Origin of the sequence: Shewanella sp. SM55 (assembly GCF_025654025.1) — a bacterium.
Taxonomy (GTDB): Bacteria; Pseudomonadota; Gammaproteobacteria; order Enterobacterales; family Shewanellaceae; genus Shewanella; species Shewanella oncorhynchi.
The window spans coordinates 173,377-190,780 of the sequence record NZ_JAKKRS010000005.1; the positions used below are offsets into that span (position 1 = coordinate 173,377).

Sequence of the window (17,404 nt, forward strand, 5' to 3'; positions counted from 1 at the left end):
CTAACTCAATTGGATACTAAGTCAAAGTTAACTCATTCCATCACTGATGCAGAACACATAACCCATGTTAAAACCCACTTTACTGGTTAGCCTGTTTGGCTTGAGCCTTTATGTTACGAATGCCACCTATGCGGCGCCAAGCCCTGTTCCCCTCTTAGTTGAACAATGCCTGCGTTTGCCAAGTATTGATCTCGCGACTGTGTTCGCCAATGCTCGTTTAACTGCGTCTGAATTAACCTTGGCCCAGCGCGCGCTTATTTTTGAGCAACAGATGTTAGGGCTTAATAATATCAACGACAGGCTCAACTATTACCGTGGGTTTAACTTACCAAGTGAGGAACGCGAGGGTCTACTGCAATGCCAGCTACACCTCGCCGACACCCTGTCGCAACTTCTCAGCCAAACTGAATTGAGCCAACTAGCCTACGCCTTAGCCCAAGGCAATGCAGAACAAATACTGCTGAGCCAACAGCTTAAACAATTGCTACAACAACATTGGAGCGCCGAGGAGAAAGCGAAATTACATACAGCGCAAGCCAGTATAGGCCAAGGGTTAGGCAGTCAACAATTTAGTCTTGCCTTCAATGACAGCCAATGCCAACCTGAAGTGACTCAGCAACATCATCTGCATACAAAAGAGGATAAAAGTGACGAGCCGAAGCCCGACAGTTCAAAGGAGAGCGACTTTTCTGGCACTATAGTCAGTTACTTACTGACGCAAGAAAACACCGTATGTCGCCAAAATGTATGGCAGGCCTACCAAGCCAGAGCCAGTGAAACCAACCAAACGGCATTAGAGCGTATTGCTGAGCAGCGCCAACAAGCCGCCACTACTGCAGGCTTTACCGATTACAGCGCATTAGCGCTTAGTTCGCAGCATTTATCGTCCCCTGAATTAGTCAAAGCCTTTCTCGATAGCCAAACCCAAGATCTGCAAGTGGCTCCCTGGGATATTGGGCGAACCCTGTCACAACAAGCATCTGCCAAGGGGCCGACATGGCAAACCTCTGACGTCTTGAGTCGCAGCTTTACTTTTCTGCAAGTGTTTGGTTTGCAGTTTGAGACCATAGCAACCGCCAACGCCGAGAAAACACCAACCGTTCCTAATCGGCCGCATATCATCAGAGCCTACCACCAGCAAAGATTGTTAGGTGAAATCTATGTGGCGTACAACCAAAATCCACAACAAGGTAGTCAACAGCAAACATTGCGTCAAAGTGTACTCGGCCAGCAATTTGGACAACAAGCTTTAGATCTCAAGCCACAGCTGAGTAACTACAAAGACATTGAGCAATTAACCGAGTCTATCGCAGAGGCTGTCACTTCCCTTGCTAAAGCGAGCCATTTCTACCTCAACAATGCCATGGGACAAAGTCAAGATAGCTATTTTGTGGCGAGTCTTTGGTTAGCAGAAGTACTGCGCCATCAACTCTTTCCGCAGTTTGAGCACACCTATTTACAGGAGCGTGAAACACTGGCTAAAGCTTATTCGAAGCAGCTTAAAGTCTTTCGCGCTAAGGTTGCAGTCAACTTTTACCAAAACTCAAGTGCACAAGTCTACCCCGATCTCGGTGCGGAGTTTAATGCCAGCTTTGGCCAAGACTGGCCACAAACACAGGATTATCCTTATAGCTTCAATGCTATCGCCAACGAAGGACCGCTATACTACCAATCACTCTGGCAAGCATCGCTAGCCCAGCTGATAGCTCAATCCACATTCAACTGCCAAGACAAACTAAAATTATTCAATGTATTAGTCATCAATGAAGACGCTTTAAGCTTCAGTGACCAATTAAAAGCGGTCATTGGCGCCCCCGTTGATAGTGCTGCGCTGATCCAAAGAATTTCAAATAGCACCGCTTCAGAACATGCTGACAGCTCCAACAACCAAGCTTTTGACGCAATAGGTTCTTGTGCGTTTTAAGTGTGAATGCTTAGGATGTGTTTGTGACTCGCTCGGGCGCAAACACAGCTAATCGTCATGATTAGCCTCTCTATCCCCTCACTAACTTAGCGCGACATAGCTATCTATATGTCGTGGGAATGACTGACTCTATGATATTTAATTGAAAAAGTCGTAAGAAGTGGCCACTATAAGCCTCAATCTATCGTTTTTTTGAGATTATAATGACTCGAGCTAAATCTACCTTAGAACAATGGCGTATTTTGCAAGCGGTGGTCGATTTTGGCGGCTATGCCCAAGCGGCCGAAAAACTCAACAAGAGTCAATCGTCACTTAACCATGCCGTTGCCAAATTACAGCATCAATTAGGTATCGAGCTACTCGAAGTCAAAGGCCGTAAAGCCTATCTCACCCCGCAGGGCGAAGTGCTGCTGCGCCGCTCACGGCATGTCACCCAAGCCGTCAACGAGTTAGAACAGCTTGCGAGTAATCTCGAGCAAGGGTGGGAGCCGACACTCACGATTGCCCGTGAAATTATCTATCCGATGGAAAGCTTAGTGTGTGCCCTCAATACGTTTCTGCCCCATAGTCGTGGCACTCGAATCATCATGCTGGACTCAGTGATCACCGGCACTCAAGAGCTCATTCAGCAGAGTAAAGTCGATATTGCTATCTGTGCAGGGGTGCCGCCTAAAGGGTATTTATCCGAACCCTTATGTGAACAAGAACTCTACCTCGTCTGTCATCCAAATCATCCACTCGCTGATTTAGGCACAATTGAAGACGATAAACTACTGGCACAATATTTACAGTTAGTGATTAAAGATACTGGAGTGCAATCCAACATTGATATCGGCTGGCTCAAAGCAGAGCAGCGCTGGACAGTCTCTAACTTCCATGAAGCTAAAGTCATTTTAAATCAAGGTATTGGTTTCTGTTGGATCCCCTCTTTCTTAGTCCAAGAAGAATTGGCTTCGGGTAATCTAGTACGTTTACATCTTGAGGGCAGCCAAAAACGTCGCATCATGTTGAGCTTAGTGATCCCTAAAAGAGATCAACAAGGGCCTGCATCAAAACTGCTTGCTTCCTTGATTTTAAAACAGCATGGAATTGAAACGACGAATAGTCATTAACAGCAAGATACCAAACGAGTTATCAATTCGAGTGAGCAAAACGATAAGTACTAACTGCTGATTAAATGGTTAGTTCTTAGTGGTATTGAGAGGTTGTTTCGAAAAAGATGATGAACAGCGAATCATGGGAATAGTTAAAGCCTAATCTTACACACTAAAGTCGACATAGCGTGCTTGTTGATAACCCAAATATTGTGGCTGAATAAATCCCGTCTCCTGCAAGAGGTCATCTTCCACATATAACTCGCTCTGCAAAGACACATTCGTATTCGCGCTAGCACTGATATTTGAAGACTGCTCATTTACATTGTTTGCGGACAACACATCCGTAGATTGCAAATTGCTAGGCAGCTCATTTGAAGATGCCAGATAAGAAGGCAGAATATTGGCTTGCGACGTCATATCGACACGAGATGAAGGTCCAGCACTGGCTTGTGCAACCGCAGCATAATAACGGCTTGCAGCACTATCGGATCTTGAGATAAAACCCGTCGCTAAATCCGCTGAAGTTGAAGCTTCTCCAAATGCTAAAGTTGCGGTCGGTGGCTCAATCGTTTCCACTGTGGTCGATGTAGTGACTGAGTCACTGATATCAGAAGAGGTTTTCGAACCCGTATCAATGACTCTCGTGTTGGCCGTTTGTGCCTCGATCGCTTGTTTTAGCTTATCAAGCGCAGTAGAGGCTGGGGTGAATACAGCCTCTTGAGGCTGAACAATATTACCTGACTCATCAACATCTCCCGTCACCACAGGTGTATGTTTTTCTAACGGTGGCAACTCTTTGATTTGAGCATCCGCGTCTATTAATGTTTGAGCCGTTTGCAAGTCAACAATTTGTTTTTGTCGCTCCTCTGCCAGCATCACTTTAGCTTCATTCATTTTTTGCAAGGCTTCCGCGGCAACACGGATATCCGCTGATGACGGGTCAACAGGAGCCATTGCTGCGGCATAAACTTGCTTCATTTTGTTTATCGTTGCAAGCGGGTCGCCTCCCACTGGAGAGACATCAATCTGCACTTCGCCATCGGTGGCGTAACGTTGGCCATCAGCACCCTTTTCATACTTAAAACTCGGGCTCTGAGCGTATTGTCCTCCGACGGTTGCGTGGGCATGCTCATGGGCTTTAACCTCAGAATCTCTGGCCTTAAGTGAATCAACCTGTTGTTGCTGTTGCGCCTGCGCTTTCTCTTGGGCTTGTATCTCTTGTTCCTGAGCCTGCTGAACCAGTGATTGCTGCTTTGCCTCTTCCGCTGCTGCAATTTGCTGTTTCTGCGATTCTTCTTCCTGTACTTGCTTTTCAAGCTGATTATCATTTGGGGCAAAGACAGCAGCTAAGACTTGTTGACTATCATCTGGGTTAGACGCTGCCGCAGGAGCATCTACAGGACTAGCTTGAGCCTGAGCTTCACCGAAAACTTGAGTAAATTGTTCTAACACAGTCGGTTGAGCAACATCATTGCTAGCTGATTGATCTAAGGCTTGCGCAGAGTTTGACTGACCAACAGGCCCTGCACTCGTTGCTATACTCTTATTTACAGCACTGTTGATTACAGAATCAGACGTAGAGGGATCAACTAACGCAGCTCCAGTAAAGACAGTTTGTGGTCCAAACACTGCAGCTAAATCAGGCATTATTGGAGAAACATCACCCGTGCTAGATGGATTGAAAGCAGGAATATCAGTACCACTAGTGCCAATTGATGGACTCAGAGGCGTAAAAATATCAACGGGAATATTGCTCGTTACACTGAGATTTGGACTTATTGTAGCCAAGGAATTTACCCCAAGTCCGCTATTACTCGTACCCGCGACTGGCGAAAATACCTGAGTAGAAATAGGTGTCGCAATCTGTCCCCCGCGTACACCAGAAATAGATCTTGGTCCTGTTAACAAACTAAAACTCGCATCGGCATGTAAGCTAGCTCGATCATTTAACGTATTTACCTGAGGATTGCTCCTTGGCGTTGGTACGGAAAAAGGATCGATCTTGGGTGCTTGGCTTGCACCATTCAGTACAGGAAGTACAGATGCAGTAGTTGATGAAACAGCACTAGAAGCAGCAAAAGACACATTCGGTGATGAGTGGAGAGATTGAGAAACGTTAGCAGCTAATGAAGTAATAGGCGTGGCTTGAACTGGAGCAAATGAAGTTCCAGTAACCTGTAGTTCATGGACACCACTCGCTTCAATTTTTGCGGAGCCCGCAGTGTGAGCGCTGGCTCCTTGATAAGTGCTATTAGCGTGACTCTGGCTTAGATTCGAGCTTAGCATCTTATCATGTGCCGAAAATGAAGAGGATGGCGCTCCAACCTTAGGTGATAGCGCCACAACCGACATGATATTTACACCTTAATATTAATGATCGAACCTATCGTTTCAGAATCAGTTTCAATCACTTCTGTTGACGCTTCCCCTTGTCTTAATGACTCATTAGCGTTAAGTAATGCCGAGGTTTTATCAAGCTGCGCAACATCTCTTGTAGATTCAGCCGGAGATGCACTTTGCGTCGGTGTCGGTTTAGCCACATCTATTGTTGCTTGAGTGAGCCCAGATTGAGCACTTTGCAAGCCTTGCAGACCGGATGAATAAGCAGATTGGATTTGCATAACGGTATTCCTGCACGCTGTGATTAATGGGTCAATTATTGACCAATCACCTGCAAAAGTACAGGTTTTATCCGCATTCTCACCATTTATTTACGGTCTTATTTATCCTGTGATCCAATTGGCTTCCCAATCCTTAAATACGGGATTAAAACCCTGCCGTTGCATCTGTTCAATAACTTGCTCGACGCTGCGATCATCGCTTATCTCAAATTGATCGAGTTGACTGTCGGGTGCTTGATAGCCGCCCGGTTGTGTCGAACTACCCGCACTGATGTGAGTAATTCCAAGTGGTAAAAGATTATCCCTCAGCTCAGGGCTTTCCCTTGTCGACATGCTGATATCAAGCTGATGATTAAAAAGTCTAAATGCACAAATCATTTGTACTAAACCTAAATCCGATAGAATAACTTTTGGAGTGATCCCGCCAGTACAAGGTCTTAACCTTGGCAGCGAAATACTAAAGCGAGTGCGCCAATAGCGACGCTCTAAATAGTCAATATGATATCCCATCATTAACGCATCTAAACGCCAATCATCCAGCCCCAGTAACACCCCAAGACCAATTTTATCGACCCCCGCCGCCGCAACTCTATCCGGTGTTGCTAAGCGATAGGCAAAATCCATTTTTTTACCTCGCGAATGGTGACGAGCATAAGTCTCTGGCTGATAGGTCTCTTGATAAATCATCACAGCATCTAAACCTAGCGTGACTAACTGGCGATAATGGTCCTCACTAATGGGTTGGACCTCCATCGCCACATAGCTAAATTGCTGCTTTACCAATGGCAAAATCTGCTTGAAGTAATCGATACCAACCTTAGTTTCATGCTCACCCGACACCAGTAAAATCGAATCGAACCCCCTATCTTTGATAATGGCTATTTCGGCCATCAACTCCTGTTCATTCAAGGTTTTGCGTTTGAGTTTGTTACTCATGCTAAAGCCACAGTAATCACATTCATTAGCGCACAGATTCGAGACGTATAGCGGTAAATACATGCCCAGATTCGCGCCAAATCGCTGCCGCGTAAGCGCCGCTGAACGTTGTGCCATGGTTTCGATATAAGGCTCTGCCGCAGGTGATATCAAGGCCAGTAAGCTTCGTAAATCCCCTGCTGGACTCACTAACGCCCGCTCGACATCTTGGGCTGTGCAAGAATACAGATCGAGTAACAGTTTATCCCGTGGGATGTTGGCAAATTCCTCTACAAAACTCATTGGTTTAAAAATCCCGTCAGAGGACTGGTCTGTACCGCGCCAGTTTGTACTCGGCCAAGCCCAGCTTCAAAGGCTCGCCGACCGCATTGCACCGCCTCCTTAAAGCACTCGGCCATCACTATCGGCGACGCGCTGCTGGCGATAGCGGTGTTGACGAGCACCGCATCGGCGCCCAGCTCCATTGCCCGCGCAGCCTGTGAAGGCGCGCCAATACCGGCATCGATCACCACTGGCACCCGCGCCTGCTCTATGATGATTTTTAAAAAGCTTTCAGTGACTAAACCCTGATTACTGCCAATCGGACTCGCCAGTGGCATAACCGCAGCGCAGCCCACCTCTTCCAAGCGGCGACAGAGCACAGGATCGGCATGCACATAGGGCATCACGATAAAACCTTTATCACAGAGAATCTTGGCCGCTGCTAAGGTTTCAATTGCATCGGGCATCAGGTACTTAGGATCGGGGTGGATTTCGAGCTTAATCCAATGAGTTCCCAGCATTTCACGGGCAAGCTCTGCCGCAAACACCGCTTCCTTGGCGTTTCTCGCCCCCGAAGTGTTAGGCAATAGCCGGACACCCGCTTGACGTAACGGCGTGAGTAAATCATCAAACCCCATTTTAAAATCAATTCTTTTCATCGCGACTGTCACTAACTGCGATTTTGAAGCCGTTATCGCCTCAAGCATCACTTGGCTATTGCTGAATTTTCCCGTTCCGGTAAATAACCGTGATTCAAACTCCACATCGGCAATCGTTAACATATTAGCCTCCCGCCACTGCTGAAAAAAGTTCTAATTTATCTTCATGTTGGCAGAGAATAGATTGCCAGCGGTTGCGCGGAACCACCTCTGCATTCAACACGATAGCAACTGAGTCGAGGGCAATATCTTGCGCGAGGATCACAGCCGCGAGCGAAGTCGGTTCAGTCAACGACTGTGGGATATTATTTATGTGAATTAAAATCATATCAAACCTCAAGATTATCTTTATTTGATGATAGATAAGCCCCTTTGGGGCCACATATGTCACAATGGGGATCCCGCGTTAATATCGCCGCAGTCCATGAAAGTGATTTAGCGTCGAAGCGCCAAAAACGCCCCAACAAGGCACTTTTCGATTCATTACAACTATCCATATTCAACAAAAGTTGCATAGCCACCAAAGATTGCATTGACGCCATCACGCCCACGCTCGGACCAAGTACGCCTTGGGTACTGCAGCTCTGTGACACTCTCGTCTGTGCGGGGAAAATACAGTGATAACAACCACCAGAGGGGAACTGCACTTGATCGACTGCAAACAATTGGCCGCTAAATGCTGCGATTGACGCGCTGACTAAAGGTAAAGCAGCTTCGATACTGCTGCGATTAATGGCTTGGCGGGTCGCAAAGTTATCAGTGCAGTCAAGCACGAGCACTCTTTTACCCTGTTGTTTTAATTGTAAAACCTCAGCGAAGTGATGAGCTGATGTCTCAGCACTAAATGCTGTTTCATGGGCAGTAACAGTGCACTGCGGCGCTAAGCCTTTGAGCTTTTGCTTGGCAACTCGCGCCTTATTGAGTCCAATGTCGGCATCGTTGAATAGCAATTGTCTTGGTAGATTCGATACTTCAACCTTATCCCTATCGATTAAGGTCAAGCGACCAATACCAGCACAAGCCAGATACTGCGTCGCCAATTGCCCTAAGCCGCCAAGCCCTACAATAACAACGCTGGCGTCGACCAATTGCAATTGCCCTGCCTCACCGACCTCTGGCAATAAGACTTGCCGAGAATAACGCATGAAATCTGAATCACTGAGTGTATGAGTGCTTTGTGTTCCGTCGCAAAGAACCTCTGCGTGATAAAGCGGTGGTTTTTTACTCATGCTTTGCATCCAACTTATGCTTTACAGCCAGTTCTTCAGACAAGCTACATTGCTCCCAAGCTTGGCTCAGCTCTGCAAACGCTGCTAACGGATCCTTAGCTTTCGTGATGGCGCGCACCACAGCAATATTGCCCACCCCAGTAGCTTTCACCTTTGCCAGATTATCTAAGTCCATGCCGCCAATGGCGACCAAGGGATAATGGTCTTGGAGTAACGCCACATAGTGTTTAAGTTTTGCGAGCCCTTGGGGCGCCGAAGGCATTTGCTTCGTCGTGGTTGGGAATATATGCCCAAGCGCTATGTAGGATGGCGAGTATTGATGCGCCAGTAGCAACTCAAAATAACTGTGGCTGGATATACCTAATGCGAGCCCTGCCGACTGAATGGCCGCTAAGTCGGTAACGGCGAGATCTTCTTGGCCTAAATGTACCCCAAAGGCATGGTATTTTATCGCTAACTGCCAGTGATCATTGATAAAAAGCTGCGCATTAAAATGCTTACCTAAGGCAATGGCCGTTTGAATTTGTGCTTCTAATTCAGAGCCAACCAACTCAAATTTACCTGACTCAGACTTGCCTAGCGCAGATTTATCTCGCTGGTATCCTGCTAACCCTGCAGCAGTTGACCCGCTGGTATCGGTTTTTATCCGTAACTGCACGGTTTTAACACCCGCAACTAACAAACTTTCCAGCATGATTAAGTCACTCACCACGGGATAAACACCAAGATCGGCATCGAGCACTTTAAAACCGTGGGATGAGATGTATTGAGCTGGCGTCGAAGTTATTCTTACCTGAGCGGTTGCCTGATCTGTTGCGGAAAAAACTGTTGCAACTAAGTCATTACCAACATCAAGATGTTGGTTGAGGTGATAACTAATAAAATTACCATCACACAATTTTATCTTGGCATAGCGGGACAAGTCATTGGGCCACCCCGTACGGGCCAACGACCCTGGACCTTGCCCTAAACCAATCGCCGCGCTTAAGCCTTGACTCACGTAGGCTTTGGCAACCACCACCGCATCTTGCAATACAAAACCTTGCGCTAACACGGCGGCAATAGCCGATGACAAAGTGCAGCCGCTACCATGGTTATGACGGGTATTAACCCGCGGGCTTGCCAACCAAAAACGCCCATTTTGATGCAGCTCAGAGCTAGCGCGTACTTGATGGCAAACCAGATAATCCTCGGCAAGCCCATGATCCCAGCCGTTGCTATCGAGAGTGCTAACATGAACGTTAGCCTGAGTTTGAGCATGAGTGTTATCGTGAGTTTTAGCATGAGTATCATCAAGAATATCAGTGCTGCCAAAGCTCACATCGCCCCCTTTAGCGAGCACACTGCAATCTAAACTCTGGGATAAAGCCTGTGCTGCAGCAACGAACTGCGATTTGGTCGAAACATCACTGTTAGTTAACCGCCCAAGTTCAAGCACATTGGGCGTGATAAGTTCGATTAAGCCTTTGAAAGGATTAAAATCTAAAGCTGATTTGGCAGAACTTTTTATATCCTGACAGTTATCTGCTGCTAATGCATCGCCACAACTGGCGACCATCACAGGATCGACAATCACAGGCACAGATGGATAGTGGATTTTAAAACTCGCGATCCAATCTGCCAGCAATGCCACTTGAGTTTGATCTGCCAGTAAGCCGATTTTAATTGCTTTGGGTGGCAAGTCTGAAAGCAAAGTCGTCAGCTGAGCCATTAACATCGCCGCTGATACGGGCTCGACTAAAGTGACTGCTACTGAGCTTTGCGCCGTCACTGTGGTGATCACGCAGCAACCGTGACAGCCCAAATCTTGAATTGTCGCCAAGTCCGCCTGAATACCGGCACCGCCGCCGCTGTCTGAACCGGCTATGGTCCAAACAAATGCGGGGCGAGCGGTATTCATGGGCGAATTACCCCCATGAATACCCGACATAATTAGGCTTCCTCTGCTTCGGCGACAAGCTTGTCTTTCACGTGATAGATCTCGGCGCCCGAAGCAGCAAATTGTGCCGATTTTAGCGCCATTGCCGCTTCCAACTCCTGCGGCGTCTTGACTGTGACTTGCATGGCTTGGTCAGCCGCTTCAACTTGATCCGCCTTCGCTTGTGCCGCCTCTAAGCCAGCGGCATAGGCGCGCACATCTTGGGTGATTTTCATCGAACAAAATTTAGGGCCGCACATAGAGCAAAAATGCGCGACTTTAGCGGATTCCTGCGGTAAAGATTCATCGTGGTAAGCGCGCGCGGTTTCAGGATCGAGTCCTAAGTTATATTGATCTTCCCAGCGGAATTCGAACCGCGCCTTTGCCAGCGCATTGTCACGAATTTGCGCACTCGGATGACCTTTGGCCACATCGGCGGCGTGGGCAGCAATCTTATAAGCAATCAAACCTTGCTTAACATCTTGTTTATTCGGTAATCCTAAGTGTTCTTTTGGCGTGACATAACACAACATAGCGCAGCCATACCAAGCAATCATGGCCGCGCCTATGCCGGAGGTGAAATGATCATACCCAGGTGCGATATCGGTGATTTGTGGGCCAAGGGTGTAAAACGGCGCTTCGTCGCAGTGAACTAACTGCTTGTCCATGTTCTCTTTAATGAGCTGCATCGGGATATGTCCCGGTCCTTCGATAATGGTTTGCACGTCGTATTCCCACGCGATTTTGACTAGATCACCTAAGGTTTCAAGCTCTGCAAACTGGGCGGCATCATTGGCGTCGGCAATTGAGCCTGGACGCATACCATCACCTAAAGACAGGGATACATCGTAGGCGACGCAAAGCTCACAGATCTCACGAAAATGGCTGTAGAGGAAGTTTTCCTTATGGTGGCTCAGGCACCATTTGGCCATGATTGAACCGCCGCGGGAAACGATCCCAGTAACACGTTTAGCCGTCATCGGCACATAACGCAGCAGTACACCAGCATGAATAGTAAAATAATCAACACCTTGCTCCGCTTGTTCAATCAAGGTATCGCGGAACACTTCCCAGGTTAAATCCTCTGCCACGCCGTTCACTTTCTCCAGCGCTTGATAAATAGGCACAGTGCCGATGGGCACTGGCGAATTACGGATGATCCACTCGCGGGTTTCGTGAATATAACGACCCGTGGATAAATCCATGACAGTATCTGCACCCCAACGGGTTGACCAGACGAGCTTTTCCACTTCTTCCTCGATGGAAGACGTCACCGCCGAGTTACCGATATTGGCGTTCACTTTCACCAGAAAATTACGCCCGATAATCATAGGTTCGGCTTCGGGATGGTTAATATTCAGCGGAATAATCGCGCGGCCACGGGCAACTTCGGCGCGGACAAATTCGGCGGTAATCGGTTCGCCGACTAAGGCACCAAAGGCTTCGCCCTTGGCTTTACGATTGAGGATTTCATCCTGTACTTGCGCAAGTACCATGTTCTCGCGGATCGCCACATATTCCATTTCTGGCGTGATAATCCCTTGACGGGCATAGTGTAATTGACTGACACGTTTGCCCTGCAGCGCTCTGCGTGGGCGGACAATGGCACTCGAGCCTGCCTCAAAACGCAGATGATCTAAACCGTCGTCGGCGAGTCTTTGTTGGGTAAAGTCTGAGGTCGCGCAGGATAATTGCTCTGTGTCGTTGCGGGCTAGGATCCAGTTTTGTCTTAATTTACCAAGGCCTAGACGCACATTGATGTCGGCCTCAGGATCGGAATAAGGTCCGGCGCAATCGTACACGCGGATTGGCGGATTTTTTTCCATGATGGGCGCATCATCTGTGCCGCCGACCAGGGTGTCAGTCTGCAGAATTTGCCGCATGCCAACGCGAATATCGGCACTGGAACCCTCGAGATAAATCTTTTGTGAATTAGGATGTTGCAGTGGCGCTAGCGTATCGATAAAGGCTTGGGCCTGCGCACGGGTTTCGCGGCGACTCGGCGCCTGAGGCACGATTGATTGACGAGACTCAGTCGATTTATTAGGGATTGTCGATTCTGGCGCTGTGATTTCTGTCGCATTGGCAGCTACAGCTGGGTTTTGGTTTGAACTGGACATAAGCAATCTCACGTTAAAAAATGGAGTTGCTTGTCTGGAGAATTGAGTTGTTGATAGCTGGACATGGCAATCAACTTTTGTGCCCAACACTGGCTTCAAAAATTGAGTTACCCTGCTCAATAACAATTAAATCTCAACATTAAGGCTTAAAACATTGCTGAGTTAACAGGTGTTCAAGCCGTCTATTTTGGCGATTTAATATGTGTTATTACGCTTGTTTCCTTCGCAGGTTTTAACCTGATCAGGTTCAACGGATCCCGAATAAACGGTCTCAGCCAAGAGGCACTCCGACAAGATGAGTACGCAGTATAGACAGAAGCGGCAGCAACAAACAAGGAAAAAAGCAATTAAAAACCTTAACCACCAATCCAAAATAAAGATTTATAATTAATTGTTTTTAATTGATTAAATAAAATGAAACCTAAAAAGCTATAATTAGCATGAAAATAAATCATAAAAGAAAGTCACTATTTATGGGGTTTGAGCATCATTTTGTTTAATCGAGATTGAATGGCATCATCAATAGCTTGATTGATTTTTTTGCCACTGCAGTTAATGGGAAAACCTAAATTTTCGGCGTTAGGATTAACTTGAGTGCCGACTTGTACCACGCGATAACAAGTATCCCCTTTACGCACAATACGATTTGGGTCTAAGGGTAAATCTAGACTCGTTGTGCCACCGAAATCATCAGCATTAGGGACAAATAGCACCTCCATCTCTGGGCTCATTTCACTCATATTCGATTTCCGGGTGAACTTATCAGCCTGTTCAATGACGAGATCATCGAGCGCTTGCTCGCGCTGACGTTCAAAATATTGCTGGGTGAATAAACTCATGCTTGAGCTTGTCGCTATTGTGCTCTCACCTTCTGCTGCAGGCGAGCTCTTAGCGCCAAGCTGCGGCTTCATTTCTGTGGTATCAAGCGTATTAGTTGTTTTTTTGCCGTCACTTCCGCGGGCTGTACTTCACTTTGGGCACTTGATTGAGTTTTCTTTGATTGAGATTGGCTCGATTGAGTGATGTTCGGTTTAACCGTATCTGGGTTCACTTTTTCCGACTCTACTTTTTCAGAGACGGCCTTTTCGGGTGCTATTGTTTCAGGCATGACCTTTTCAAGTATTGGCAGAGGCTTCACTTGAGTTTGAGGTGTGGGAACAATTGTAGGCGTAACAGAACTTGTCGCTTCAGTCTTATCCTCGGCCTTGATCTCAGTTTTGGACTCCGAGGTTTCGGCTTTCTCTACCGCGGGAGCATAAATAAAGTAAGCCTTGATCGCTGTCACTTTAGGGCCACGGCTTTCTATTTCATTCAATCCAAAGGGATTTAACTGCGGGCGCCACAAAATGCAGATAAGTAAAAATAAACACACATGCACTAAGAGCACAAAAAATAACAAACTGAATCCTTTGAAATACGGCTGACGAGCACGCAAAACGGATCCCGTCCCCAATCCCTGAGCACTAGTTTGTATCGTCCTAGACAGTTCAGGTTTGGATTCAGATTCAGATTCAGAAACCAATTTATCTTGATCTTGATGTTCAGCACGGATTTCTTGCAGTACCAAATCTTGGGCTTGCTCTTGGTCTATAGCTTGGGTGTCATGCTCAGTGACTAAAAAGCCTGCACCGCTATTGAACGCTAATGGCTCCGCATTAGTGGTAAAAACAGGCGTTTGAGCAGCATCCAGTTCACCGAGCTGATGATCAAAGGCGATAAAAGTCTCACCTTCTGGCGATGTGACCGAAATCAGCAAAGCACTATCGACATCATCTCCAATCGCTATCGCTGTAGGAGATGCTGTCAATAAAGGCGCGGCCTTGGGTTGATGTTGAAAAGGCAAAATCCATCCTTAGGTTTTGTATAGTATCCATTGATTTCAATGATGCTTAACGTGGAACGATTACACTCTAATTCAATATCAATCCAATATCGGGTTGGTAAATATTGAAAGCGAATTATCTATTGATTGCATTTACTTACGAGTGCTCAACGCAGATTAGAGGAGGCAAACAGAGCAAAGTTCAATGCGAATGCAACCTGCTACAAGCACAGTACTTTACGCCAGTGCTTGATAAGTCACTTGCCTGTTAAGACAAATAAGGCTGGGAATTGGGATCATAATCGCGCTAAATTGAATGTTAAATCTCACGTCTTGAAGCGAGTAGCATCATCAATGCGATGCACTGATGGGAGTGCAAGACGGCGTTAAAAATCTAAAAGATGAAAAACAGAAGCCAACCATAAATTTAAGCTTACAAGTGTACGCTTAAATATGGTGATTTATTTTTCTAACTGATAGACTCAGTCATTATCGTTTACGAGTGTGTATCTACCATGTCGAGTCAAAGTGTTACCGAACAGCTAAACACAGTTAAAAACCCGGTAAAATCTGGACCATATAGTATCAAAGAAGAGATCGCTAACAGTGTATCCCATGGCCTAGGTGTTATTGCGGGGATTGTGGCATTGGTGCTCATGCTGCTTAAAGGTCAAGATCACCTAACGCCAATTCAACTTACGGGCGTAACCATTTATGGTGCGAGCATCATAGTGCTTTTCCTATGCTCGACGTTATATCACAGCGTTAGCCATTCAGGCTGGAAACATAAACTGAAGATCGCCGATCACTGCGCTATTTACTGTTTAATTGCAGGAACTTACACACCTTTGATGCTGATAAGCTTACAAGGCACGCAGTCGATAGTGATTTTAACGGCCATTTGGTCGCTTGCAATTGGTGGGATCCTATTTAAGACACTGTTTATTCACAAATTCAAAAAGTTAAGCTTAGTATTGTATCTCGCTATGGGTTGGCTATGTGTCACTGTGATGGGCGATTTAACGGCGGCGATGTCAGAGGTAGGCTTTAATCTATTAATCTTAGGCGGGTTATTTTACACCTTAGGAGTTGTGTTCTACGTCGGTAAACGCATTCCATTCAACCATGCCATTTGGCATTTGTTTGTGCTCGGCGGTGCCATGAGCCACTTTCTGTGTATTTATCTGACTGTTATTTAAATGGCTATTATTTAGCTGATGGTGATTTAACTGGCTCTGATTTAAATGACTATGACTTAACAGATGGTGATTCAGCTGACGGTGATTTATCTGTGGGTCAAAGCTAAAAGTCGTTAATTATCTATTCAAGCACTTCCTCGAACGCTCTCTCAAACATCGCAATCAAGCACGGCTATTCAATTCAGTAAACAGCGACGCTAATAGCGTCGCTTGTTCCGCTCTGCCACACTGGCGCCAAAGCGCAATAATACATTCTGCGGTACACAAGCCCCCTTCTTGCTGATTACGCCGCAATATAAAGGCGGATTCAGGCATAAGTGGCGGCAAACTGACTCGTGCGGCTGTTTTGAGATAGGGACTCTGGCGCAGCATCTTACGCGCCTCCTGCCAAGTCGCATCTAAAATCACCACTTGGTTCGGCATTCGTTGTGCTGCTATAACTGTAGATTGCGCATGCACTAACAAGGCTTGTGCGTTCGAGAGCGCTGGCTCAGCTAAAACCGTATCTAAGGCATTATGATCAATGGGCCCAGTGTGCTCAGTATCACTTGCTGGAAACAACAGTTTAGCCTGCTGCGATGCCAACATAGCCACTAAATCGTTATCAGGTGCCGTTCTCGACCAGACGATGCTTTTCACCTCTTCAGGGAATGCGGCTAACGCGAGTTGGCCAGTATTCGTTTTGCGGGTTAACTCGCGCTCGTGGGTCAATAAAATAATCTGCATTGCCTTCCTTACTGCTGCAAAAGAATGAGAAATAACATTAAACATCTAGCGATGTTAGGAACAGGCTCGAAGCAGTATCAGCTTAAAAGAGCACGTTGAAATAACGACGTTTAATCGCTACCCAAACCCTGCTCACTCAGTTATGCGTGAAATAAAATCATACATTAAATACATGATTTTAAAGTGATAAAACTTACAAGCATTCCAGCGCTATCTGTTTTAGCAGAAAAGTTTCACGCTCTATTGATTGGCCTTTATGGGGATGATTGCGCTGAATATCTTCGTTATGGGCGATAGCTTGATGAATATTAAGCCATTCAGGCCGCATGCCATTTTTTATCTCATGGGCTTCTAATCGAGTCTCACCTAAACCACGCTCACCCAGTGTGATGTCAATACGGCACACATAACAGAATGACTCCATGTGCACTACATTCGCTCCTTCACGGTACCAAGGTCGAAACTCTTCATAGCGACCAAAGGGCGCTAACACTTGAATGTCTAAGGCACCGGTTTCTTCCTGAAGCTCGCGGATCAGTCCATCTTCGAGACTCTCGCCATCATTAATTCCGCCTCCGGGTAAGCTGTAGTCGCGGTATTTTTGGGTATAAAGTAGCAAAATGTCTTCACCCGATAACACTATCGCGCGGGCAGCTCTGCGGTAAAAAACGCGTGCCGTCTGTAGGTTAACCGCAGGATCTTGGGTGGTTCTCAATAAACGCATCGTCGTAGCCATTTGCCGAAAAGGAGTCGCAGCATAAACGAAAATGCGCCAAATGCAGATCAAAAACTGCCACAGAGGCAATAATCACACTCAGTCCAGTCAGAGTGATTAATAGATTTTAACGATTACAAGATTGATTGTTAACGGTTTATGCTAAAATCATTTTAC

13 protein-coding genes, 1 pseudogene and 1 riboswitch are annotated in these 17,404 nt (G+C 46.5%); of the genes and pseudogenes, 3 read left to right on the forward strand and 11 right to left on the reverse strand.

The window, feature by feature from the left end; genetic code table 11:
- Positions 1–64 precede the first annotated feature (64 nt).
- Positions 65–1,924 carry a M3 family metallopeptidase gene (locus L5L91_RS09080; protein ID WP_263236151.1) on the forward strand — a complete coding sequence of 620 codons (1,860 nt, stop codon included), beginning with the start codon at positions 65–67 and terminating at the stop codon, positions 1,922–1,924.
- Positions 1,925–2,127: 203 nt separating this feature from the next.
- Positions 2,128–3,036 carry a LysR family transcriptional regulator gene (locus L5L91_RS09085; protein ID WP_263236152.1) on the forward strand — a complete coding sequence of 303 codons (909 nt, stop codon included), beginning with the start codon at positions 2,128–2,130 and terminating at the stop codon, positions 3,034–3,036.
- Between the two features lie 147 nt (positions 3,037–3,183).
- On the opposite strand, the gene L5L91_RS09090 is transcribed toward L5L91_RS09085, so the two are convergent.
- From L5L91_RS09090 to L5L91_RS09135, 9 genes and pseudogenes are all read right to left on the reverse strand, one after another.
- Positions 3,184–5,373, reverse strand: coding sequence for a putative metalloprotease CJM1_0395 family protein (locus L5L91_RS09090; RefSeq protein WP_263236153.1), 2,190 nt, complete (start codon positions 5,371–5,373; stop codon positions 3,184–3,186).
- Positions 5,374–5,378: 5 nt separating this feature from the next.
- The gene (locus L5L91_RS09095; protein WP_263236155.1) at positions 5,379–5,642 is read right to left on the reverse strand and encodes a chemotaxis protein; all 264 of its coding nucleotides are present in this window, start codon (positions 5,640–5,642) and stop codon (positions 5,379–5,381) included.
- 102 nt (positions 5,643–5,744) lie between these two features.
- Positions 5,745–6,860: a 2-iminoacetate synthase ThiH gene (thiH, locus tag L5L91_RS09100; protein WP_263161354.1), complete on the reverse strand. Its 1,116-nt coding sequence runs from the start codon at positions 6,858–6,860 to the stop codon at positions 5,745–5,747.
- Positions 6,857–7,621: a thiazole synthase gene (locus L5L91_RS09105; protein WP_263161357.1), complete on the reverse strand. Its 765-nt coding sequence runs from the start codon at positions 7,619–7,621 to the stop codon at positions 6,857–6,859. Before L5L91_RS09105 ends, thiH begins: the two co-directional genes overlap by 4 nt.
- Before the next feature lies 1 nt (position 7,622).
- Positions 7,623–7,826, reverse strand: coding sequence for a sulfur carrier protein ThiS (thiS, locus tag L5L91_RS09110; RefSeq protein ID WP_263138807.1), 204 nt, complete (start codon positions 7,824–7,826; stop codon positions 7,623–7,625).
- 1 nt (position 7,827) lies between these two features.
- Positions 7,828–8,727: a HesA/MoeB/ThiF family protein gene (locus L5L91_RS09115; RefSeq protein ID WP_263236156.1), complete on the reverse strand. Its 900-nt coding sequence runs from the start codon at positions 8,725–8,727 to the stop codon at positions 7,828–7,830.
- On the reverse strand, positions 8,720–10,657 hold the full coding sequence (locus tag L5L91_RS09120) for a bifunctional hydroxymethylpyrimidine kinase/phosphomethylpyrimidine kinase (protein WP_263161363.1): 1,938 nt from the start codon (positions 10,655–10,657) through the stop codon (positions 8,720–8,722). The genes L5L91_RS09115 and L5L91_RS09120 overlap by 8 nt, the downstream gene beginning before the upstream one ends.
- 2 nt (positions 10,658–10,659) lie before the next feature.
- Positions 10,660–12,765, reverse strand: coding sequence for a phosphomethylpyrimidine synthase ThiC (thiC, locus tag L5L91_RS09125; protein ID WP_263236157.1), 2,106 nt, complete (start codon positions 12,763–12,765; stop codon positions 10,660–10,662).
- A 201-nt stretch (positions 12,766–12,966) separates the two neighbouring features.
- Positions 12,967–13,065, reverse strand: a riboswitch (TPP riboswitch).
- A gap of 167 nt (positions 13,066–13,232) precedes the next feature.
- Positions 13,233–14,608 (reverse strand): annotated as a pseudogene (locus L5L91_RS09135) (hypothetical protein).
- Positions 14,609–15,102: 494 nt separating this feature from the next.
- Here L5L91_RS09135 and trhA point away from each other — a divergent pair.
- Positions 15,103–15,786, forward strand: coding sequence for a PAQR family membrane homeostasis protein TrhA (trhA, locus tag L5L91_RS09140; protein ID WP_263236161.1), 684 nt, complete (start codon positions 15,103–15,105; stop codon positions 15,784–15,786).
- Positions 15,787–15,948: 162 nt separating this feature from the next.
- Here the strand turns inward: trhA and L5L91_RS09145 are convergent, their stop codons facing one another.
- Both L5L91_RS09145 and L5L91_RS09150 read right to left on the reverse strand, forming a co-directional pair.
- Positions 15,949–16,557 (reverse strand): tRNA-uridine aminocarboxypropyltransferase, encoded by a 609-nt coding sequence (locus L5L91_RS09145; RefSeq protein WP_263236162.1) that lies wholly within the window; start codon positions 16,555–16,557, stop codon positions 15,949–15,951.
- Between the two features lie 148 nt (positions 16,558–16,705).
- Complete coding sequence (locus L5L91_RS09150; RefSeq protein ID WP_263236164.1) at positions 16,706–17,236, reverse strand: NUDIX hydrolase; 531 nt, start codon at positions 17,234–17,236, stop codon at positions 16,706–16,708.
- Between the last annotated feature and the right edge of the window lie 168 nt (positions 17,237–17,404).